At 33.5% G+C, this 19,914-nt stretch carries 24 protein-coding genes; 14 read left to right on the plus strand and 10 right to left on the minus strand.

All coding sequences use genetic code 11. The features are described from left to right. The 10 genes from ACI9TV_RS04375 to ACI9TV_RS04420 form a co-directional block, all read right to left on the minus strand. Positions 1-262 (minus strand): transporter (locus ACI9TV_RS04375; RefSeq protein ID WP_415249542.1); only part of this gene is annotated, 262 nt, incomplete at its 3' end. Between the two features lie 42 nt (positions 263-304). Continuing rightward, positions 305-2,131, minus strand: coding sequence for an ammonium transporter (gene amt / locus ACI9TV_RS04380; RefSeq protein WP_415249543.1), 1,827 nt, complete (start codon positions 2,129-2,131; stop codon positions 305-307). A 76-nt stretch (positions 2,132-2,207) separates the two neighbouring features. Further along, positions 2,208-2,771, minus strand: coding sequence for a hypothetical protein (locus tag ACI9TV_RS04385; RefSeq protein ID WP_415249544.1), 564 nt, complete (start codon positions 2,769-2,771; stop codon positions 2,208-2,210). Between the two features lie 61 nt (positions 2,772-2,832). Continuing rightward, positions 2,833-3,306 (minus strand): tRNA (N6-threonylcarbamoyladenosine(37)-N6)-methyltransferase TrmO, encoded by a 474-nt coding sequence (tsaA, locus tag ACI9TV_RS04390; protein WP_415249545.1) that lies wholly within the window; start codon positions 3,304-3,306, stop codon positions 2,833-2,835. 72 nt (positions 3,307-3,378) lie between these two features. Beyond that, a complete protein-coding gene (locus tag ACI9TV_RS04395) occupies positions 3,379-4,560 on the minus strand; it encodes a NifS family cysteine desulfurase (RefSeq protein ID WP_415249546.1) in 1,182 nt (393 codons plus the stop codon). A gap of 1 nt (position 4,561) precedes the next feature. Then, positions 4,562-5,770: an ATP-dependent Clp protease ATP-binding subunit ClpX gene (gene clpX / locus ACI9TV_RS04400; protein WP_415249547.1), complete on the minus strand. Its 1,209-nt coding sequence runs from the start codon at positions 5,768-5,770 to the stop codon at positions 4,562-4,564. Continuing rightward, on the minus strand, positions 5,770-6,366 hold the full coding sequence (locus ACI9TV_RS04405) for a ClpP family protease (RefSeq protein WP_415249548.1): 597 nt from the start codon (positions 6,364-6,366) through the stop codon (positions 5,770-5,772). Before ACI9TV_RS04405 ends, clpX begins: the two co-directional genes overlap by 1 nt. Positions 6,367-6,458: 92 nt before the next feature. Next, on the minus strand, positions 6,459-7,289 hold the full coding sequence (locus ACI9TV_RS04410; RefSeq protein WP_415249549.1) for an SIR2 family protein: 831 nt from the start codon (positions 7,287-7,289) through the stop codon (positions 6,459-6,461). Next, positions 7,289-7,804 carry a hypothetical protein gene (locus ACI9TV_RS04415; protein ID WP_415249550.1) on the minus strand — a complete coding sequence of 172 codons (516 nt, stop codon included), beginning with the start codon at positions 7,802-7,804 and terminating at the stop codon, positions 7,289-7,291. The genes ACI9TV_RS04410 and ACI9TV_RS04415 overlap by 1 nt, the downstream gene beginning before the upstream one ends. Further along, complete coding sequence (locus ACI9TV_RS04420; RefSeq protein WP_415249551.1) at positions 7,767-8,207, minus strand: NifB/NifX family molybdenum-iron cluster-binding protein; 441 nt, start codon at positions 8,205-8,207, stop codon at positions 7,767-7,769. The genes ACI9TV_RS04415 and ACI9TV_RS04420 overlap by 38 nt, the downstream gene beginning before the upstream one ends. Positions 8,208-8,545: 338 nt before the next feature. Between ACI9TV_RS04420 and nifB the strand changes: the two genes are divergently transcribed. The 14 genes from nifB (at position 8,546) to ACI9TV_RS04490 (ending at position 19,913) form a co-directional block, all read left to right on the plus strand. Continuing rightward, positions 8,546-9,964 carry a nitrogenase cofactor biosynthesis protein NifB gene (nifB, locus tag ACI9TV_RS04425; RefSeq protein ID WP_415249552.1) on the plus strand — a complete coding sequence of 473 codons (1,419 nt, stop codon included), beginning with the start codon at positions 8,546-8,548 and terminating at the stop codon, positions 9,962-9,964. Between the two features lie 5 nt (positions 9,965-9,969). Continuing rightward, complete coding sequence (locus tag ACI9TV_RS04430; protein ID WP_415249553.1) at positions 9,970-11,085, plus strand: homocitrate synthase; 1,116 nt, start codon at positions 9,970-9,972, stop codon at positions 11,083-11,085. After that, positions 11,076-11,903, plus strand: coding sequence for a GNAT family N-acetyltransferase (locus tag ACI9TV_RS04435; protein WP_415249554.1), 828 nt, complete (start codon positions 11,076-11,078; stop codon positions 11,901-11,903). The genes ACI9TV_RS04430 and ACI9TV_RS04435 overlap by 10 nt, the downstream gene beginning before the upstream one ends. A gap of 11 nt (positions 11,904-11,914) precedes the next feature. Next, positions 11,915-12,139 (plus strand): FeoA family protein, encoded by a 225-nt coding sequence (locus tag ACI9TV_RS04440; protein WP_415249555.1) that lies wholly within the window; start codon positions 11,915-11,917, stop codon positions 12,137-12,139. A 9-nt stretch (positions 12,140-12,148) separates the two neighbouring features. After that, entirely contained in the window at positions 12,149-12,343 is a 195-nt protein-coding gene (locus tag ACI9TV_RS04445) for a CCE_0567 family metalloprotein (protein ID WP_415249556.1), read from the plus strand. 88 nt (positions 12,344-12,431) lie between these two features. Next, positions 12,432-12,698 (plus strand): hypothetical protein, encoded by a 267-nt coding sequence (locus ACI9TV_RS04450; RefSeq protein ID WP_415249557.1) that lies wholly within the window; start codon positions 12,432-12,434, stop codon positions 12,696-12,698. A 1-nt stretch (position 12,699) separates the two neighbouring features. After that, positions 12,700-14,202: a GNAT family N-acetyltransferase gene (locus tag ACI9TV_RS04455; RefSeq protein ID WP_415249558.1), complete on the plus strand. Its 1,503-nt coding sequence runs from the start codon at positions 12,700-12,702 to the stop codon at positions 14,200-14,202. Between the two features lie 332 nt (positions 14,203-14,534). Continuing rightward, positions 14,535-15,440 (plus strand): nitrogenase iron protein, encoded by a 906-nt coding sequence (gene nifH / locus ACI9TV_RS04460; protein WP_415249559.1) that lies wholly within the window; start codon positions 14,535-14,537, stop codon positions 15,438-15,440. Positions 15,441-15,541: 101 nt separating this feature from the next. Further along, positions 15,542-15,889, plus strand: a complete 348-nt coding sequence (locus ACI9TV_RS04465; RefSeq protein ID WP_415249560.1) for a hypothetical protein — start codon at positions 15,542-15,544, stop codon at positions 15,887-15,889. A 135-nt stretch (positions 15,890-16,024) separates the two neighbouring features. Then, on the plus strand, positions 16,025-17,497 hold the full coding sequence (gene nifD, locus ACI9TV_RS04470; protein WP_415249561.1) for a nitrogenase molybdenum-iron protein alpha chain: 1,473 nt from the start codon (positions 16,025-16,027) through the stop codon (positions 17,495-17,497). Further along, entirely contained in the window at positions 17,497-19,041 is a 1,545-nt protein-coding gene (nifK, locus tag ACI9TV_RS04475; protein ID WP_415249562.1) for a nitrogenase molybdenum-iron protein subunit beta, read from the plus strand. Before nifD ends, nifK begins: the two co-directional genes overlap by 1 nt. A gap of 149 nt (positions 19,042-19,190) precedes the next feature. Beyond that, positions 19,191-19,376: a hypothetical protein gene (locus tag ACI9TV_RS04480; protein WP_415249563.1), complete on the plus strand. Its 186-nt coding sequence runs from the start codon at positions 19,191-19,193 to the stop codon at positions 19,374-19,376. Next, the gene (locus tag ACI9TV_RS04485; protein WP_415249564.1) at positions 19,376-19,606 is read left to right on the plus strand and encodes a hypothetical protein; all 231 of its coding nucleotides are present in this window, start codon (positions 19,376-19,378) and stop codon (positions 19,604-19,606) included. The genes ACI9TV_RS04480 and ACI9TV_RS04485 overlap by 1 nt, the downstream gene beginning before the upstream one ends. Positions 19,607-19,700: 94 nt before the next feature. Next, positions 19,701-19,913 (plus strand): hypothetical protein, encoded by a 213-nt coding sequence (locus ACI9TV_RS04490; protein WP_415249565.1) that lies wholly within the window; start codon positions 19,701-19,703, stop codon positions 19,911-19,913. The last annotated feature ends 1 nt before the right edge of the window (position 19,914 follow it).

Below are 19,914 nucleotides of genomic sequence, written 5' to 3' on the forward strand. Positions count from 1 at the left end.
TGATGCTACTGAGTAGTTTACCATTAGTCACTTCAATAATACTGGCATGTATTTTATTTGCATAACTTATGGAGCCGGAAAATTCTTTTGCAATAGCAACTGAAGTAGATTTAATAGCCAAAGCTACTTTTCTTCCAACCTTTACTTCATGATTTAAACCAAGACTCATCATCTTTAAATCAATACCATTAAAATCAAAAGTAACAATATTTAAACTATCTATACTCTCTATTTTTTTAATTGTTGCTAAGAGTGTACTCATTTTATTTTATACCCATAATCCATAAATATTTCTTGGCCCTTTTTACCAACTGCAAACTCTATTTCGACCCAGTTCCTTAGCTTGATAGAGCGCTTTATCTGCATACTCTAAAACATTTTCAAATGTTTGTTTTTCATTTTTTGGGCTGCTAACTCCAAAAGAAGCTGTAATTTTTCCAACAGTTGTAAAATTAGAAGCTTCTATTTTTTGTCGTATTTTTTCTGCAACAATTTCAACTACTTGTAAATCTCTTGAATTTGCTAAAATAAGAAACTCTTCACCACCCCATCTTGCAAATATATCTTTATCTCTCACTATAGCTTTTACAATAAGAGATAACTCTTTTAAAACACTATCGCCAACACTATGCCCATAAGTATCGTTAACACTTTTAAAATTATCTATATCAATCATAATTATAGAGTAGTTTGCTCCATAGATATTTTTATCTTTGAGTTTTTCTAGTAGAGCTCGTCTATTAAATATTTGAGTTAGAGGATCAATATCTGCTTTTGAACGAAGTTTCATGTTTGAATTTTGAAGATCAATATTCTTTTGTCTTAATATATCTAAAAGATAGTTAAAAAACTTTGCTACAAGACCTACCTCCGTTCCTCTTTCTTCGTGTATTTTATGTTTTATATCTCCAGTCTTCATGATTTTAATGATACTCTCAATAGTGTCTACCCAAGGAAGTTGAGCATTGTGTTCGCTAATATTGAGCCCCATTACTTCATGACGTTTGCGTACTCTTAAAATGTCAAGTTTGGCTAAAATAAAAAAGAGAACTAAGCCAAAACCAAATGCAAAAATAAAGGCTGTAAATATTCCAATAGATTGTATATATATAAATTCAAAACGAGTGATATTCTCTGGTAGCATAGCAAAAATACCAACTGCAATAGTTCCCCAAGCACCAGCAAAACCATGTACACCAATTACACTAAGTGGATCATCTATTTTAAATTTTTTAAGTATAAGGGTGTCAAAAAAGTACATAACTAGTGTAGCAACAAAACCAACAAATGCAGATGTACGTGCATCAAATTGGTCACACCCAGCAGTAACACCAACAAGTCCTGCGATAACTCCAAAAGCAAAAATCTCCACACTGACTTTTTCTTTATTGAAAATACTGATTAGCCAACCAGCAAAACCACCGAAAGAAGCGGCAATAGTAGTGTTTAAGAGGATTGAAGTTACAAGTGGATCAAACTTTAAAAGACTACCCGCATTAAAACCAAACCAGGCAAAAAAGAGAATAAAGACACCAAATACTACAAAATTATGGTTACTTGGAGCGAAGTATTTAATTTGTCCATTTTTAAATTTTCCGAGGCGGGGACCTAAGACTATTGCTCCTGCCAACCCTATCCATCCACCAATCGAATGTACTACAGTTGAACCAGCAAAATCAACAAAGCCAAGTTGTTTCAACCAGCCATAGTCCGACCATGCCCAGTGTCCAAATATAGGATAGATTAATGAAGTAACTACAATCGTTACAATTATGTAACCATTAAATTTCATTCTTTCAGCTACTGCACCAGAGATTATTGTTGCTGCTGTAGCTGCAAACATTGCTTGAAAAAAGAAAAGTCCATTTTCACTAAAATTTCCCCCATCTATAGCAAATCTATCTGTTCCAATTAGACCATTAAAGTCGTACCCAAACATAATTCCATAGCCAATAAGCCAAAAACATATGATACCAAAGATAGTATCTATAAGATTTTTCATAGCAACATTAATAGTATTTTTAGCTCTAACCATTCCAGTCTCTACCATAGCAAAACCAAGTTGCATTAGAAAAACTAAAAAAGCACTAATAACTATCCAAAGTAGATTTATATTATTTACTTCATTCATAGTACTAGTTTACCTATTATTATAAACGATAAAACCTAATACATGTATAAAAATTAGGCTATAAGTTGGATTAATTTTAAACTGCACCAAAAAGAACTTTTCCGTTAGAGTTTTGAAAACTTTTAATCTCTTCATACGTTTTATCACTTAATCGTAAAGTGCTTGATTTAATTGCATCATAGACCGTATCAATTTTTTCTTCAGCGCTTGTTCTTTTCAAATCTCCTTTTGAGAGATCTGAATGATCTAATAATTCGTTCCAAACTGAACTTTCATCCAATGCAAAAGTATTAAAAGTAATACCCTGGTATTCAAATTTCCCATCAGCATCTAAATCTGTTACAAAAAGAATATATAAACCATCTAGGGAAAGAACTTCTTTATATGCTTCAACAAATGGCTCAAAAAAGTCTAATGTAGAAAGTTCACATGCTAAGAAATCTATTGTATCACTATCAGTTACTAAAATACTTTGTGTACAAGTTGCTTTTGGTGGTAGTTGTTTATCAGCGGATAAAATTTTCCCTGGAGTGATTATTAGACTTCCCCTATATCCGTACTCGTGATTGTCTGTTTTGGCATTAAATGTTGGTTGCCACTGTAGGTTGTTACAGCTAAGGTACTCTTGAAGTTTGGACATTATATTTCCTTTGTTTATTTAACTATTTAAATGCAATTGTCATTCTATATTTTTAAATATGTTATATAAACCTTGTATCCGATTTTTTTAAAGAGACCTCATTTTCATTTTTTTTCATCCAACCAGTTTTTACATCGTTTACTTGCTCAAACTGTGGAATATATGGCTTAATATCTAAAAGTGGTGTTTCATCTAATATATCTATCCCCTCAACAGTAACAATATTGTTAGTAACTGAAATTATTTTTGTTAGCGACATACCAATGTGAGAAGGTCTAAGTGGTGAACGAGTTGCAAATACACCATGATTTTCTATATCCATAAATGGAATAACACTTAACTCTGTACGAGTTGTTTTATGAAAGTAATAGATAAGATATATATGAGAAAATCCGTCTAAATCTTTGAGACCTTCTTCATACTCTTTATTTATAATAAGCTTTGCTATTGTTGACTCAGAGCCTTTTGGTTGAATTGGCATATTTTGAAGTTCTTTGAATGGGGTTTTAATAATTCCTATGGAATGAAGTGTCATATAGATATTCCTAATCGGTAAATATACCATAGGAATCCTACAAGGATATAGTCGTAGAATCTATAGGAATATTTATCCAACTTCATTAGTATATGCATAAGTAGATGAAATAGAACGTAAACGCTCCGCTGCAGCTGTAAATGCATCAATGGTGTAATCTATTTCTTTCTCAGTAGTAAAACGTGATAAACTTAAACGCATAGCAGTATGGGCAAGTTCAGGGTCTTCACCGATTGCATTCATAACTGGATTTGCCTCAAGTGATTCTGATGCACAAGCACTACCTGTTGATGCGGCAATACCTGATTTATTTAAATCCCATAACATAGACTCTCCTTCAATCCCCCGCAGTGAAATTAAAATTGTGTTTGGAGTACGTAATGCACGTGGACCTACTACAATGGTGTCAGAAATTTTGATTAAGGCATCCTCAAGTTTATCACGTAATCTTCTAACATCTATATTTATCTTCTCAACATGATTTGCAGCTTGTTTCATTGCTAGTCCCATCCCAACTATATATGCAACATTAAGTGTTCCCGCGCGTTTACCACCCATTTGTTCTCCACCATGAAGTAGATTAGGAAGTTGTTTTCCTTTTTTTACGTAAAGACCGCCAATACCTTTTGGACCATGGAATTTATGAGCAGAAAAAGTTAAGTAATCAATATTAACAGCACTTAAGTCTACTTTTAATTTTCCTATGGCTTGTACAGCGTCAGTGTGAAATAAAATATCTTTTTCTTTTGCAAATGAAGAAACTTCTTCAATTGGAAAAATCATCCCAGTCTCATTATTTGCCCACATCATAGATATAAGTATAGTCTTGTCCGTCACAGCTGCTTTTATAGCCTCTGCGGATATACCTCCATTTTTGTCAACATCTACATATGTTACATCAACACCATAATCACTTAGATAAAGTAGAGTATCTTGCATTGAAGGGTGTTCAACAGCTGTTGTGACAATATGATTTTTTTCTGGATTTTTTAAAATGTGTTTAAAGAATATCCCTTTAAGTACAGTATTATTACTCTCTGTTGCACAAGATGTAATAAGAATATCATCAGCATCAGGGGCATTAAGAGCATCATACATTTCACCTAAAGCTACATTAAGTGCAGGACGAACATCCATTCCATATTGGTGAAGTGAATTTGGATTACCATATAATTCTTCAAAAAAAGGTTGCATTTTAACCTTTACTAGTGGATCAATTTTTGTTGTCGCATTGTTATCTAAATATACTTTCATTTTACGCTTCCTTCTCTTTTTTAAATGTAAATATTGGCTCTTTTGTTGGATCTTCTACCACTGCTTCGGTTATAATACAGCTTTGTAAATTTTCTTTTGATGGACATGAGTATTGAAGTGGTAACATAACCTCTTCAATAATTCCTCTAAGTCCACGAGCACCCACACCACGTTCTGTTGCTTTAGTAGCAATTGCATTTAAGGCCGCTTCTTCAAAGCTAAGTTTTATTCCATCCATTTCAAAAAGAGCTTGAAACTGTTTTATAAGTGCATTGTCAGGCTCTTGAAGTATTTGAATCATTTGTTCATTTGTCAACTCGCGAAGCTGTGCAATAACGGGAATACGACCAATAAACTCTGGAATAATTCCATAATGAATAAGAGCTTTTTGATCAACTTTAAAATCTTTCATCTCAGCCTTAGTAACTGAACTAAAGCCAACTTTATTGCCTTTTTTAGTATTTGTGTCTGGAACTAAACCAACAAATGCACCACCACATACAAAAAGAATGTGTGTAGTGTTTATGAGCACTGTCTCAGTTGTAGAGTTTTTTCTACTACCTTTAACAGGTATATATACTTCAGCACCTTCTAAAATCTTGAGAAGTCCTTGTTGAACACCTTCCCCTGAAACATCACGTCCCATAGTTGAAGACTCGCTCTTTCTGGCAATTTTGTCTATTTCATCTATGTAAACGATTCCTCGCTGTGCTAGTTCTATATCGTAGTTCGCTGCTGCAAGTAAACGTGACAATATACTTTCTACATCTTCACCAACATAACCAGCCTCTGTAAGTGCTGTTGCATCGGCTACAGCAAATGGAACATTCATTATTTTTGATAAAGATTTAGCAAGAAGTGTTTTACCAGATCCAGTTGGTCCTAAAAGTAAAATATTACTCTTTTCAAGTTCCACATCATTGTAAACTGGATTCTCTATTCGTTTATAGTGATTATAAAGTGCTACTGATAAAACTTTTTTAGCGTCTTCTTGTCCAATAATATGCTTGTCTAAGAACTCTACAATCTTTTGGGGTTTTGGTAGTGCTTCTTGCATTTGAGTGCGTTGTTCATAATTGACTTCTTTTTGTAATATAGCCGAACAAGTTGTTACACATTCGTTACATATATTTGTAGTTTCTGAGGAGAACATTTTCTTTACTTCGCTCTGTTTACGTCCACAAAATGAACAGCTTTTTTCTTGACTCATTAGATATCCTTTGAAGATAAGCTAGTTAATATTGTGTCGGCCAATCCGAATTCAATCGCCTGATCAGCTTCAAAATAGTTGTCACGGTCACTTTCTTTCGTAATAGTTCTAACATTTTTTCCAGTCGCCTTTGCAATAATTTTGTAGAGTCTTTTTTTAAGACTTATAATATGGTTAGCTTGAATTTCAATGTCGCTAGCTTGACCTTGAGTTCCACCTAAAGGTTGGTGAATCATAATCTCTGCATTAGGTAAAATATAACGATGTCCAGCTTCACCGCATGTAAAAATAACAGCAGCCATAGAAGCTACCATTCCCATGGCGTAAGTGTGCACAGGCGCAGAAATTATCTGCATAGTATCAAGAATAGCAAGTCCCGCCATAACCGAACCACCAGGAGAACTTATATATATATGTATAGGCTCACCTGAATCTTCAGCTTCAAGGTATAGAAGTTGTGAGACTATAATACCCATCATATGGTCATCTATTTGTTCTGTAATCATAATAACACGATCATTTAAAAGTTTTGAAAAAAGGTCAAAATACTTTTCTCCTCTAGGTGTTCGGTCTTTTACTGTTGGAATTATTGGCATAGTATTACTCCTTATAATCTGTCCGTTAGGACTAGCTTTAGTGCCTTAGCGGCTAGCGAAATAAAATGAGCTTTGCTCATTTTATGTGTAAATTAAACAAATTCTTTGATAAAATCTTCTAGGGACATATCAACAACTACTAGATTGTGCTTTTCGACAAACTTTTTCTCTTTTTTCCCTAACTCTTTATCTGTAATAACATAACCACCCGCTGAGTCAAAAGTAAGTTCATTCGCTACCATTCTGTCTGTATCTCTGTCAAAAGAGGTACCTAAGAAAAGGTATTTTTTTGTTTTTCTATATGTTTTTAGTATAGGAGGAAGAGCAAATCCGCCCATAGCTTCTGTAAGCCAATCTACATAATCAGCATCTGAAATTACAAATGTAGGTTCTGGTAAAATAGAACCCATTGGTTTAAATAAAATCTTTTTTGCATCATCTAAAACATTATCTTCAACTAAAAAGTATTTTTTGTTTTCAACATCGTATTCATACGTTTCATAACGGTTTTTATCAGCCATAATCCGAGATTTTCCTAAAATCAAGCAGTGTGGCTCATAAGCTAATAACTCCTGTATTTTAGAGTCTCTATTTGTATCTATTATATATATTGGTTGCATATTAATTATCATTTTTTGTAGTGGCGTTGGCTCAAAATCTTGAGCGTATATACTGTTTACTAGTTGTGTGAGGTATTGAACTCCACGTCTCTCTTCTAAGTGCATAGCTGCACGAGAGTACTCAAACATCAAGCGCTGGCTCATGGGTCTGTTATTATTCATTCTCAAAATCATTGAGTCTGAATCATAAGGCATTTGCTCACCATCTTTAGTTTTTATGTCTTTAAATATTCCAAGTCCAAAATATGGAACCGTAGTTTGGTTTCGTAACTCTTTTTTTATTTCTTCTATAATTTCACTCATTAGTGGCATCCTTTACCTGTATAGCAGACTTGTGCTGCAGCAATTTTTCTATAGAGAGTATCTATATTAAATTTATCGTCTATATTTAAAACAAAATCATCATAAAATATTGCTCCATCCTTTGAAATTAAAATAATCGCTTTTGTAAGCTCATCGTTATAGGGTTCACCTTTTAGTCGAAGACCATAAAAATCAGCTAACTCATCTTTATCATCTATATAGAAGTCAAAGTTATCTAAGCTGGGTGATTTATGTGTGTTATTAGCTACAACTAAAGAAGCAGTCACTTCATAATTACCATCTTTTGGTAGTATTTTATCTATAATTTTCAACTCTTCTAAAAAAGCATCATCAATGAGAGGAGTAGTAATAATAAGTTGAGTTTTTCCATTGTGACCACCCAGAATACACTCTGTGATATCCATATTTCTTAGAGTGACTTTTTCAGATGCATAGCCAATATCTAGTGGTAGATTCTCAAGATGCATTATGTATGTTTTTGATTTTATTTGCAAGTTTAGCTCCTATTATAAAATTTTTGATTGCCATATCTATTTTATTGATGATGGGGGGAATTTTAAAAACCTTTATGTCTACTTTCCTCATACTTTCTTTGGTGTTTTCACAGTATTTACTAGCTAGTAGATAACTACATTCACTTATAGTCTCCAGAAGTGAATAATGCTCACATTTGTGGCTGAAACTTTTTTGTCTATCCATATCACAATTACATGTCATTTCATCAATTTCAAACTCATGACACTTAACTATACTAAGAGGGTTATCTACGAGACAAGATAAAAAGTAATATATATGATTGTTAGAGTTTTTGATATCATAGATAGCAAATTTCGGGGCAGTATGAGGGTTACCTTTATATACACAAAGAGTATCATTTACAGGTAATGCAATCTTCATAATTATGCCTTTAGTTTATTTTAAATTCTTTGATGCATATAGTGTTCTAGATGCAAGAAGTATAAATAAATACGAATATAAGACAAAACTACAAGTTGTGACAAATTAGCATACAAAAATGTCATATAAAGATATTAGACATAATAAACCCACTAGAACATATTATGCATAATCACTTTTAATAAATGACTATAGCTATATGTTGCGAGGTCATTTGAATTCCAAAACATAATATATTCTATTATATAACAATGTTTTTTTATCGTCTTTTGGCGAGTGAAAGCGAAGAAATTATTATTTCTTTTATGTGTATTAATAGTAAAACTAAAGGAGCTAAAATGAGCTGTAGTACAAGTAATCCTGCTGAAAATGCCTTACCACAGGATATTCAAGATAAGATTCATAACCACCCATGTTATTCAGAAGGGGCACACCATCACTATGCACGTATTCACGTAGCTGTTGCACCTGCGTGTAATATACAATGTAACTATTGTAATAGAAAATACGATTGTTCAAACGAGAGTCGTCCAGGTGTAACGAGTGAACGTTTAACCCCGATAGAGTCTGCTAAAAAAGTAATGTATGTTGGTGGTGAAGTACAACGTTTAAGTGTACTTGGAATTGCTGGTCCAGGTGACGCGCTTGCAAATCCTAAAAAAACATTTGAGACTTTTAAACTAGTTCGTGATAAAGCACCGGATTTAAAACTTTGTCTTTCTACGAATGGTCTTGAACTTCCTAAGTTTGTTGATGAAATGGTTAAGTACGATATTGACCATATCACTATTACAATTAATACAGTAGATACAACAGGTGAAATTGGTTCAAAAATTTATCCATGGATTTTTTATAAGAATAAAAGAATTTATGGAAAAGAAGCTTCAAAAATACTTTTAGAGCGTCAGCTTGAAGGTATGAAGATGTGTGTTGAAAAAGGTATATTAATTAAAGCAAACTCTGTTTTAATTCCTGGTATTAATGATCAACACCTTTCAGAAGTTGCAAAAAAACTTAAAGAGATTGGTGTTTTCTTACATAATATTATGCCAATTATTTCAGAGCCAGAACATGGTACGAAGTTTGGTCTTGATGGAGTGCCAAGTGCTACAGATGAACAACAGATGGCAGTTCAAGAGCTGTGTGGAATGGATATGAAACTTATGCAACATTGTCGTCAGTGTCGTGCAGATGCTGTTGGACTTATTGGTGAAGATAGAGGTCAAGAGTTTACTAAGAATGTATTTAGTGAAATGAGCTTTGATACGCTAGAAAATCACTATGATATTTCATCTCGTCAAGATGCACAAGCAAAAGTAGAAGAGTTTAGACACTTCTTAGATAAGGCAAATGAAAGAGTTGTTCAAGAAAAAGAAAACTTAAGTTCTGATGGTCAAACAATTTTAGTAGCAGTTACAACTGCTGGTGAGGGTATGATTAATCAACATTTTGGTTCAGTAAGAGAATTTCTTATTTATGAAGCTGGCGATAAAGGTATAAGATTTATCCATCATCGTAAGCTTGATTACGAGTACTGTGCTGGTCCTGAGGGAGCCAACCCGATGGAACCTATACTAGAAAAACTTAAAGATTGTAAGTTGATTTTAACAGCTAAAATTGGTGGATGTCCACAAGATGATTTAAAAGCTGCCGGTCTCATAGCAGATCAAAGTTACGCTTATGAGCCAATAGAAGCTTCGGTGTTAAAAGCAACAAGAAAATACTTTAATCTTTCAGAAGAATTAGAGGTTAATTAAACCCTATGACATTAATTAATGACACAACTCTACGCGATGGTGAACAAGCTCCATATGTTGCGTTTAATACTAAAGAAAAACTTTCAATCGCACAGGGGCTTGTCGCTTGTGGCGTAGATGAACTTGAAATCGGAATACCAGCAATGGGTAAACGAGAACAAGATGACATTAAAGAGTTAATAGCATTAGAATTAAATACACAAATGATGACTTGGAACAGAGCGAAAATGAGCGATTTAGAAGCTTCATTAAAGTGTGGAATTAAAGCGGTTGATTTGTCTATACCTATTTCTGATATCTTGATAGATGTTAAGTATGGTGGTAATAAATCTTTAATGCTCAAAGAACTTGAACGTGTGATAATTGAAGCAAAACGTGAAGGTCTATATGTATGTATAGGCGGTGAAGATAGCTCTAGAGGTTCAATAGAGTTTATGAAAGAAGTAATAACACTTGGATTTGAACTTGGAGCTGATAGATTTAGATATTGTGATACAGTTGGAATAATGACTCCAACTAGAATTTATGAAGATATAAAAGCATTGTCATCACTAAACCTCCTAGGGATTGAAATGCACACTCATAATGATTTTGGACTTGCAAATGCTAATGCACTTAGCGGTATTGACGCTGGGGCTATAAGCATAAACACTACAGTGATAGGTCTGGGTGAGCGAGCTGGAAATGCTTCATTTGAACAGGTTAGTATGGCACTTAAACATCTCTATGGTCAAAAGCGTCAGGTTGATGCTTTTGAGATGCGTAATCTTGCTATAACTGTTGCAAATGCAGCTGGAGTAGAATTATCTCCAACTGCTCCTATCGTTGGTACAAATATTTTCTCTCATGAGAGTGGTATTCATGCGGATGGTATGATGAAAAATGCCTTTTCTTATGAGCCTTTTGGAGCCGAAGAAGTTGGCTGTTTAAGAAAATTTCCTATAGGAAAGCATTCTGGAACTGGAACTATAAAGTATCATTTAAAAAAACTTGGAATTAGTGTAGAAAAACATGCATTAACTAATCTTTTACCTCGTATACGTGAAATTGTTACGGCACGTAAACAGGTACTTAATAACAAAGAGTTACTAACTCTTTACAAGGAGAGCATATGTTTATAGGATGGTTAAAATTTTCTGATGTTAATGAGCTAGTAAAAATATCTGAAGATATTGGTTGGTTACTCGATGGATACCATGTAAAACTAATGATGATGCACTCTCCTCATTTATGTTATGGTGCGTATGAAGATGGAAAACTTATAGGTGCTATTATGGCCATTGAGTTTGAAAAATCAACAATGATTAAGTACTTTATGATTCATAAAGATTATCAAAGAAAGGGAATTGGTAGACGTATATTTATTACTTTATTTGAAACACTCAAAGCTGAATATGAAACAATCTATATTCATGTAAGTCCAAAGATGGTAAATTTTTTTGAAGAGTATAACTTTAAAGCTACTATGGAAGTTGGAAGATTTATAAATGTTGGGAAAGTCCCACCGTTCAATTTTACCAATGCACATGCTAAAGAGTTAGATGGAAGTAATTTTGAAACTGTAATAGCCAAAATTGATAAAGAAACATTTGGTGAAAATAGAATGAATTTTCTTTTAGATGAAATGGAAAGAAACAGTTCTTTAAAACTTACACTACCAAATGGTTTTCAACATTCAAGTATTGTTAATGCTCGTAATGTTTATCTTGGTCCTTGGCAAGTACGAGAAGGGTATGAAGATGAAGCAGAAAAGATGATACGTGGTGTTTTGTATTTTCGAGGTTTAAAAAAAGTTGTTGCTGATGTTCCACTAGGGGTGAAACATGTAGTAGATCTTTATAAAAAGTATCATTTCCAAAATAAACAAAGATTTGTACACATGGTGTATGGAAATACTAATACTGTTCATTTTGAAAATATATATGCTTTTTCTTTATAGGAGAAATAAATATGTGCTTATTAGAGATGAAAATTGGGGAAAAGGGATGCATAGACATCCTAAATGTAAATAGTGAACTTAAAGAACGTTTGAATGCACTTGGATTTATTCGAGATAATAATCTTAGTGTAACGCAATTTGGACTATTTAAAAGTACTGTTCAAGTTATGATTAACAATTCACTTATTGCACTGAGGAAGAATGAAGCAAGACTAATAGAAGTTCACAAAATTTAAGGAGAAAAAATGTCAGAAGAGTTAAAAGAAAAAAAAAGAGAATTTGCAAAGTATAAGCGTTTAGCAGTTGAAATTGCTTCAGAAATACATGATATTGTTGAAGATACAGTTTGGATAGACCATATGAAAATGCCAGAGCTTGCTGAAAAGTTAATTGTTGCTGTTGAAAGAGTAAATAAATTTAAAGTAGATAATAACTTATAAAATATACAGCATTACCTGGGCTGTATATTTGATATATTAAAAAGTAGTTACAAATTTACCATTTTTTAATACATCAAAGGATAGCAAGATGAAAGATAAACAAGAAATTCTTGATATGGAAATTTGCGAATGTGGTGAAAAAAGTGTTGCAGAAGTTATTGATATTTTTCAAAATTCTTCTATACCTTTTAAAAAAGCAAAAAAACTAGTAACTGGATGTAATAAAAGTTGCTGTCGTGGGGCTTTACTAAAAGTATATGATATGAATGTCTTTGGTAAGTTTGACTATGATGAGATTGCTTATGTCATTGAGCAAAGATTAGAAAGACTTAAAAGATTAAGTGAAGGAGTTTAAGATGTATAACTATGAATGGGATAGATTAAAAACTTGGCTTGATCAATATGGCGCAATCAATAATGATGTTGTTTCACCAGATGAAATTGTTCGCCTTGATTTAAGTGGGCATAAATTAAAAAGTATTCATGAGAGTATTGGAATTTTAGAAAAACTTTTAGTGCTTAATTTAGCAAATAATCAACTTTCTACTTTACCAGAATCTATGAAAAATCTCAAAAACTTAAGTAATTTAGATCTAAGACGAAACTCTTTTGAAGAGCTACCGTCTACGTTGGTAAATTTACCTTTACGTTCATTCAATCTAAGTGGAAACAAACTTAAAGATATTTCAACTTTAAGAAAGTATACAAGTTTGCGTGTATTAGATCTAAGTTCAAATTCACTTAAAGAAATAAATAATGTATTTGAAATTGAAAATGAGATAAGAACACTTAATATATCTAATAATTTTTTAAAAGATGTAAGTAGTCTTTTTTCAGTCTTAGGAAAAGTACAGCGACTAAATTTGAGTGGTAACCTAATAAGTGAATTACCAAGTACTAGTGCTAGTTTGACTTCACTTGAAGAGATGGATATTTCTGACAATGCTTTAAAGAATATTGATGAAACATTTTTTCAATTAGATGTAGAAAATATCAATTTTACTGCTAACAAATTAAATAATCTATCCCTACATGGTTTAGAATCACTTGAGATATTGACATTAGATGAAAATAATTTAGAAGTTTTAAATATAAGTGATGATTTTGCTCCATATTTACTAGAATTATCATGTGATAGTTGTGAACTAAGTGAACTAGTTCTTCCAAGCTCTAAAGCACTTGAAAATTTATGTTATTCATCTAATGAAATAAGTAAAATCCCTGATGAGATTGATCGATATATAAAATTAAACAAATTGGATTTAGATGGAAATAATATAATTAATCTACCAGATACTTTGGCTAATCTATCGTATCTCAATATACTTTATATTAAAAATAATCCATTAAATGAGTATGCAAAAAAAATTATTTCAATTTTAGATCCCGAAATATGTGATTTAAATATGAAAACAGGTATTACGATTGAATTGGCAAAAGAAGACAATTTAGAAGCTATGGCACATTTGCTCAGTATACTTTTTAGTATTGAGACAGATTTTAAAATTGATTTCAAGAAGCAATTATCGGGGATAACTAAGTTGTTTGAACATCCTAGTTCGGATTTACTTGTGGCAAAATATGAAAATGAAGTTATTGGTATGATAACTATGCAAGGTCTTATCTCTAGCGCAGAGGGTAATTTTATTGGTCAGATAGAGGATTTAGTTGTAAAAGATGAGTATAGAAAAATGGGTGTTGGTAGTCGTCTTATTAATAAAATGAGAAATATAGCGCAAGAACATGAGTATAAACGTATACAACTGGCAGCTGATATAGATAATTCAAATGCATTGCAGTTTTATAATAGACGAGGTTTTATGAAAACCCATTTAAGTATTTATCACTATATCGTTTAACACCCGAACTAAGGCACTCATTGCTTTAGTAATAAACCCCTACAATAATCTACAAAAAAGTATATACATTACATAAGATTACAATTCATAAAAAATATACTTATAATAACAAAAAATCCTAATTTTAGTAGAGCTAAAATTCAATTAGACCTCTGCATAAATTATTCCTACAAATTTGTGCTTAATTATCTCTTTTGTAGTCTTTATGTATCTTTTGTCACATACATAGATGCTAAAAGTCTAGAACATACATTGCATTAACTACAGCGAAGTACGAAGACAATCTTCTGAACTAAAGGTTCTTAGGAGGGTGTTTAATTTAAGGAGAAATTATGGCTGCATTACGTCAGATAGCGTTCTACGGAAAAGGCGGGATTGGTAAATCTACTACATCTCAAAATACATTGGCATCAATGGCTCATTACTTTGATAAAAATATTATGATTGTTGGTTGTGATCCTAAAGCGGATTCAACTCGTTTAATTTTACACGAAAAAGCTCAAAATACTATTTTGCAACTTGCTGCAGAAATGGGTACAGTTGAGGATTTAGAATTAGAAGATGCACTAAAACCAGGGGCAGGAATATTTTCTGCAGACACTTCAGGTGGTTGGATTAACTGTACTGAGTCTGGTGGTCCTGAGCCAGGTGTTGGTTGTGCTGGTCGTGGTGTAATAACTGCTATTAACTTTCTTGAAGAAGAAGGTGCTTACGAAGCAGATGGTTTAGATTTCGTTTCTTATGATGTTCTTGGTGATGTTGTTTGTGGTGGATTTGCTATGCCTATTCGTGAAGGTAAAGCACAAGAAATTTATATTGTAATGTCTGGTGAGATGATGGCAATGTATGCTGCTAACAATATCTCTAAAGGTATTTTAAAATATGCTAATACTGGTGGAGTTCGTCTTGCGGGTCTTATTTGTAATGCTCGTATGACTGATTTTGAATATGATCTTTCAATTGCATTAGCTGAAGATCTTGGAACACATATGATTCACTTCGTACCACGTAATAACATCGTTCAACGCGCTGAAATTCGTCGTATGACGGTTGTTGAGTATAGTCCAAAATGTGATCAAGCTCTTGAGTATAAAGAACTTGCTCGTAAAATCATTTCTAACGATTACAAAATCATTCCAACTCCTTTAGAGATGGATGACCTTGAAGACCTTATTATGAAATTCGGTCTAGATTTAGAAGCTGATGAAGATAATATTGGTCAAGCGGCAGAAGCTTAATAAGAAAAATTTCGCTTTTACGAACAATAGTCGTTTCCCTTTTTGGGAAACAACACTTTCTCATAATGAAAAGAAAATAATAGATAAAGTAGGAGAATTACATGTTTATATTAGGTTTTAAATTCCCAGCAGAAATGGGTAACAGAATTCCAGACGAAGTAGTAGTTGCAAAATTAGACGAAGTAAACGTTGATACGAGTAATATCAATGAATTTAAAATGTCTACAGAATACCACGGTCAAACTGAAGAGCTTTCTTATACGAATAAGGATACTTTCATGTTCAAAGCGCTTGCACACTATGTGACAACAGCTGAGACTGATTATATGATTTATACAAATCGTTACCAAATCGCAGAGCTTTCTAAGCGTCTAGATTCTGATGACGAAACTATGGCTCTTTGTAAAAAATTCGATTCAATGGCTCACTTTAAAATTACAGCAGCATAAGCAGTTTTAATTTAAAAGCCAGAGGGGCGTAGCCTTTAGGCTTGCTCTCCCCTTCTTCAAGTAGTACTTATCTCTGTTCCATGTGAAATTTAGAGCGGTACTAATAAATGAATATATAAATATAAGGAGACTATAATGGGTCCAGAATCATTAGAAGTAAGACAAAAAGCGGCAATTGAAGAGGTATTAAAAGCCTATCCAGAAAAAGCTGCAAAAAACCGCGCAAAACACTTAGGCGTTGGTGGTCCAGAAGACGAAAGTCAAAAAACATGTGGTAATGTTCGTTCGAATAAGAAAACTGTTCCGGGTGTTATGAGTCAACGTGGATGTGCTTATGCAGGTTCAAAAGGTGTTGTATGGGGTCCAGTAAAAGATATGGTTCATATCTCTCATGGTCCAGTAGGTTGTGGTCAGTATTCACGTGCTGGTCGTCGTAACTACTATATTGGTACAACAGGTGTTGATACATTTGTAACAATGAACTTTACTTCAGATTTCCAAGAAAAAGATATTGTTTTTGGTGGAGATAAGAAACTTGATAAATGTTTACATGAAATTGATGATCTTTTTCCATTAAATAATGGTATTACTGTTCAATCAGAGTGTCCAATTGGTCTTATCGGTGATGATATCAATGCAGTTGCCAAAATGTATACGAAAAAAACAGGTCAAACAATTGTACCTGTCAACTGTGAAGGATTCCGTGGTGTTTCTCAATCACTTGGTCACCACATTGCAAATGATACTATTCGTGATTATGTATTTGATGGTAATCCAGCGATGCTTGGTGAACCAGTTGCAGTAACTGAATATGATGTTGCAATTATTGGTGATTATAACATCGGTGGTGATGCATGGTCAAGCCGTATTCTTCTTGAAGAAATGGGTTTACGTGTTGTTGCTCAGTGGTCAGGTGATGCTACTCTTAAAGAGATGGCACAAACAACAAAAGTAAAATTAAATTTACTTCACTGTTACCGTTCAATGAACTATATTTCTCGTCACATGGAGAAAGAATTTGGTATCCCTTGGGTAGAATATAACTTTTTTGGTCCAAGTCAAACTCTTAAATCTTTACGTAAAATTGCTGCATTCTTTGATGAGAGCATTCAAGCTAAATGTGAAGAGGTTATTGCAAAGTACCAACCAATGGTTGATGCTATTACAAATAAATATCGTCCACTTTTAGAGGGTAAAACAGTAATGTTATTTGTTGGTGGTTTACGTCCTCGTCACGTTATTGGTGCTTATGAAGATCTAGGTATGGAAGTTATTGGTACTGGTTATGAGTTCGCTCATGATGATGACTACAAAAGAACTAAAGATGAAATCTTTCGTTCAACTGTAATCTATGATGATGTTAACGAATATGAGCTTGAAGCATTTGTTAAAAAATTGCAACCAGACTTAGTAGCATCAGGTATTAAAGAAAAATATGTATTCCAAAAAATGGGTCTTCCATATAGACAGATGCACTCTTGGGATTATAGTGGTCCTTACCACGGATATGATGGTTTTGCAATATTTGCTGCAGACATGGATTTAGCTATAAATTCTCCAGTTTGGGCTCATACAACAGCACCATGGGATAAAGAAGGAGAAGCATAATGCAAGATATAGATAACATTGTAAACGGTAAAGACCTTTTTAAAAAGCCAGAGTACCAGAAAGTACTTGCTGATAAAAAAGAGTTTGAAGGTAGTATGGGTGCAGTTAACCCTGCTAAAGTTGAAGAGATCTCTGAGTGGACAAAATCATGGGATTACCGTGAAAAGAATCTTGCTCGTGAAGCTATAGTTGTTAATCCAGCGAAAGCTTGTCAACCACTTGGTGCTGTAATGGTTGCACTTGGTTTTGAAAACACTATGCCTTATGTACACGGTTCTCATGGTTGTGTAGCATATTTTCGTTCATATTTTACTCGTCACTTTAAAGAACCAACTCCTTGTGTGTCTGATTCTATGACTGAAGATGCTGCGGTATTCGGTGGTCTTGTAAACATGAAAGATGGTCTTAAAAACTGTGCGGCTGTTTATAAGCCTGAGATGATTGCTGTTTCTACTACTTGTATGGCAGAAGTTATCGGTGATGACCTTTATGCTTTCTCTATTGCTGCAAAAGAAGAGGATGCAGGTGAGTTTATGGCAGAGGATTTCCCTATAACTTATGCGCATACTCCATCTTTTACTGGTAGTCATATCACTGGTTACGATAACATGATGAACGGTATAATGATGCAACTTACAAAAGATGTTGAAGAGAATAAAAATGAAAAAATAAACATCATCCCGGGTTTTGAAACGTACATAGGTTCAATACGTTCAGTTAAATCTATAGTAGAAGCTATGGGTGCAGAATATACAATGTTGGGTGACCATTCTGACCAATGGGATATGCCAGCTGGCGAGTACTCAATGTTTCAAGGTGGTACAACTATAGCTGATGCTAAAGATTGTCAGAATTCTAAAGCAACTATATCTTTACAAAAATACTCAACTGTTAAAACTATGAAAATGGTTACTAAGCGTTGGAAACATACTGGTGGTACTTCTAACCCAATTGGTCTTAAAGGGACGGATGAATTCGTTATGAAGTTAGCTGAATTAACAGGTAACGAAGTTCCTCAAAAACTTAAAACTGAACGTGGTCGTCTTGTAGACGCTATGCAGGACTCTTATCCATATATGCATGCTAAGAAATTTGCTATCTGGGGGGATCCGGACTTCTTAATTGGTATGGTTTCATTCCTTTTAGAGATGGGTTCTATTCCAACTCATGTACTTTGTCATAATGCACCACGTGGTTGGGCAGATGAAATGAGAGCATTACTTGATACTTCACCAAGAGCTGGGGAATGTCATGTATGGGCCGGTAAAGATTTATGGCATATGCGTTCGTTACTATTTACAGAACCAGTTGATTTTATGATTGGTAACTCTTATGGTAAAGAGCTTATGCGTGATACTGATACACCGTTAATTTATATTGGTTTCCCAATATTTGACCGTCATCATTTACACCGTTATTCAATTAGCGGATATGATGGTGCTATTAACTTATTAACTTGGATTACAAATAAAGTTCTAGATCAACTTGATGAAGATACTAAAGGTATCGCTTCAACTGACTACTTTTTTGACTTAATCCGCTAGATATAAATAGTTTACTCCTTATAAGCATGCATCCTTTTGCCAAGGGTGCACCCTCCTATAATACATTTTGTGTATCCTTTCTCTCAGGATACACACTCCCTGAAATTTTCTAGTACACTATATGCATAAGTTCTTATAAAAGGATATTTATGAGTATACAAGAACAAATAAAAGCAAACCTAATGAAAGAAATATACACAGATATAGATAAGATGTATGATTTTATGGAGCAGCATTACATATTAAGTGATCAACATCGCGATTTGGTCATAAAGCATCTGAATAAATTTAAAGATCAAATCTATCTTATCTCTGAAAATTCAAAGTTATCATAATGCAATATCATATAGTAATTGAAAAACTGTGTCTTTGTGCCTTAAAGCATCAAACAGAACAAATTCGTAGTTTTGGCACAAAAGAAGAGGCTATGGAACAGGCAAGTGAGTGGGCTGAAACCTTAAGTAACTCATTTTGTGGTAAACATGGCTTTGATGTTGTCGAAGTAGATGACAATTTTGTCATTTCTGTTGAAGTGGGTGGCTTTAGTGAAGCTTGTGAAATATAAATCATCTCTAAAAGTACCTGTTTATTGGCTTTTATACTCTTTAAGAATATTTAATGCAGTAGTGTAATAATAACAACCAAAAAAGGATATAAAAATGGAATATCATGTAATAGTGGAAAAAATGTGTGGATGCGCTAAACGTAAGGGAATGCCTCAGATTAAAACATTTGACGACAAAGAAAATGCGCATAGAGTTGCTCGTGCTTGGGCTCAAGAGTTAAATGAAACATTTTGTGGTAAACATGAGTTTGAAGCTATAGCGGTGGATGACAATTTTGTTCTTGCTATAGGGGAAGGAAGTTATTAGC

This window comes from Sulfurimonas sp. (genome assembly GCF_047622445.1).
Lineage (GTDB): Bacteria > Campylobacterota > Campylobacteria > Campylobacterales > Sulfurimonadaceae > Sulfurimonas.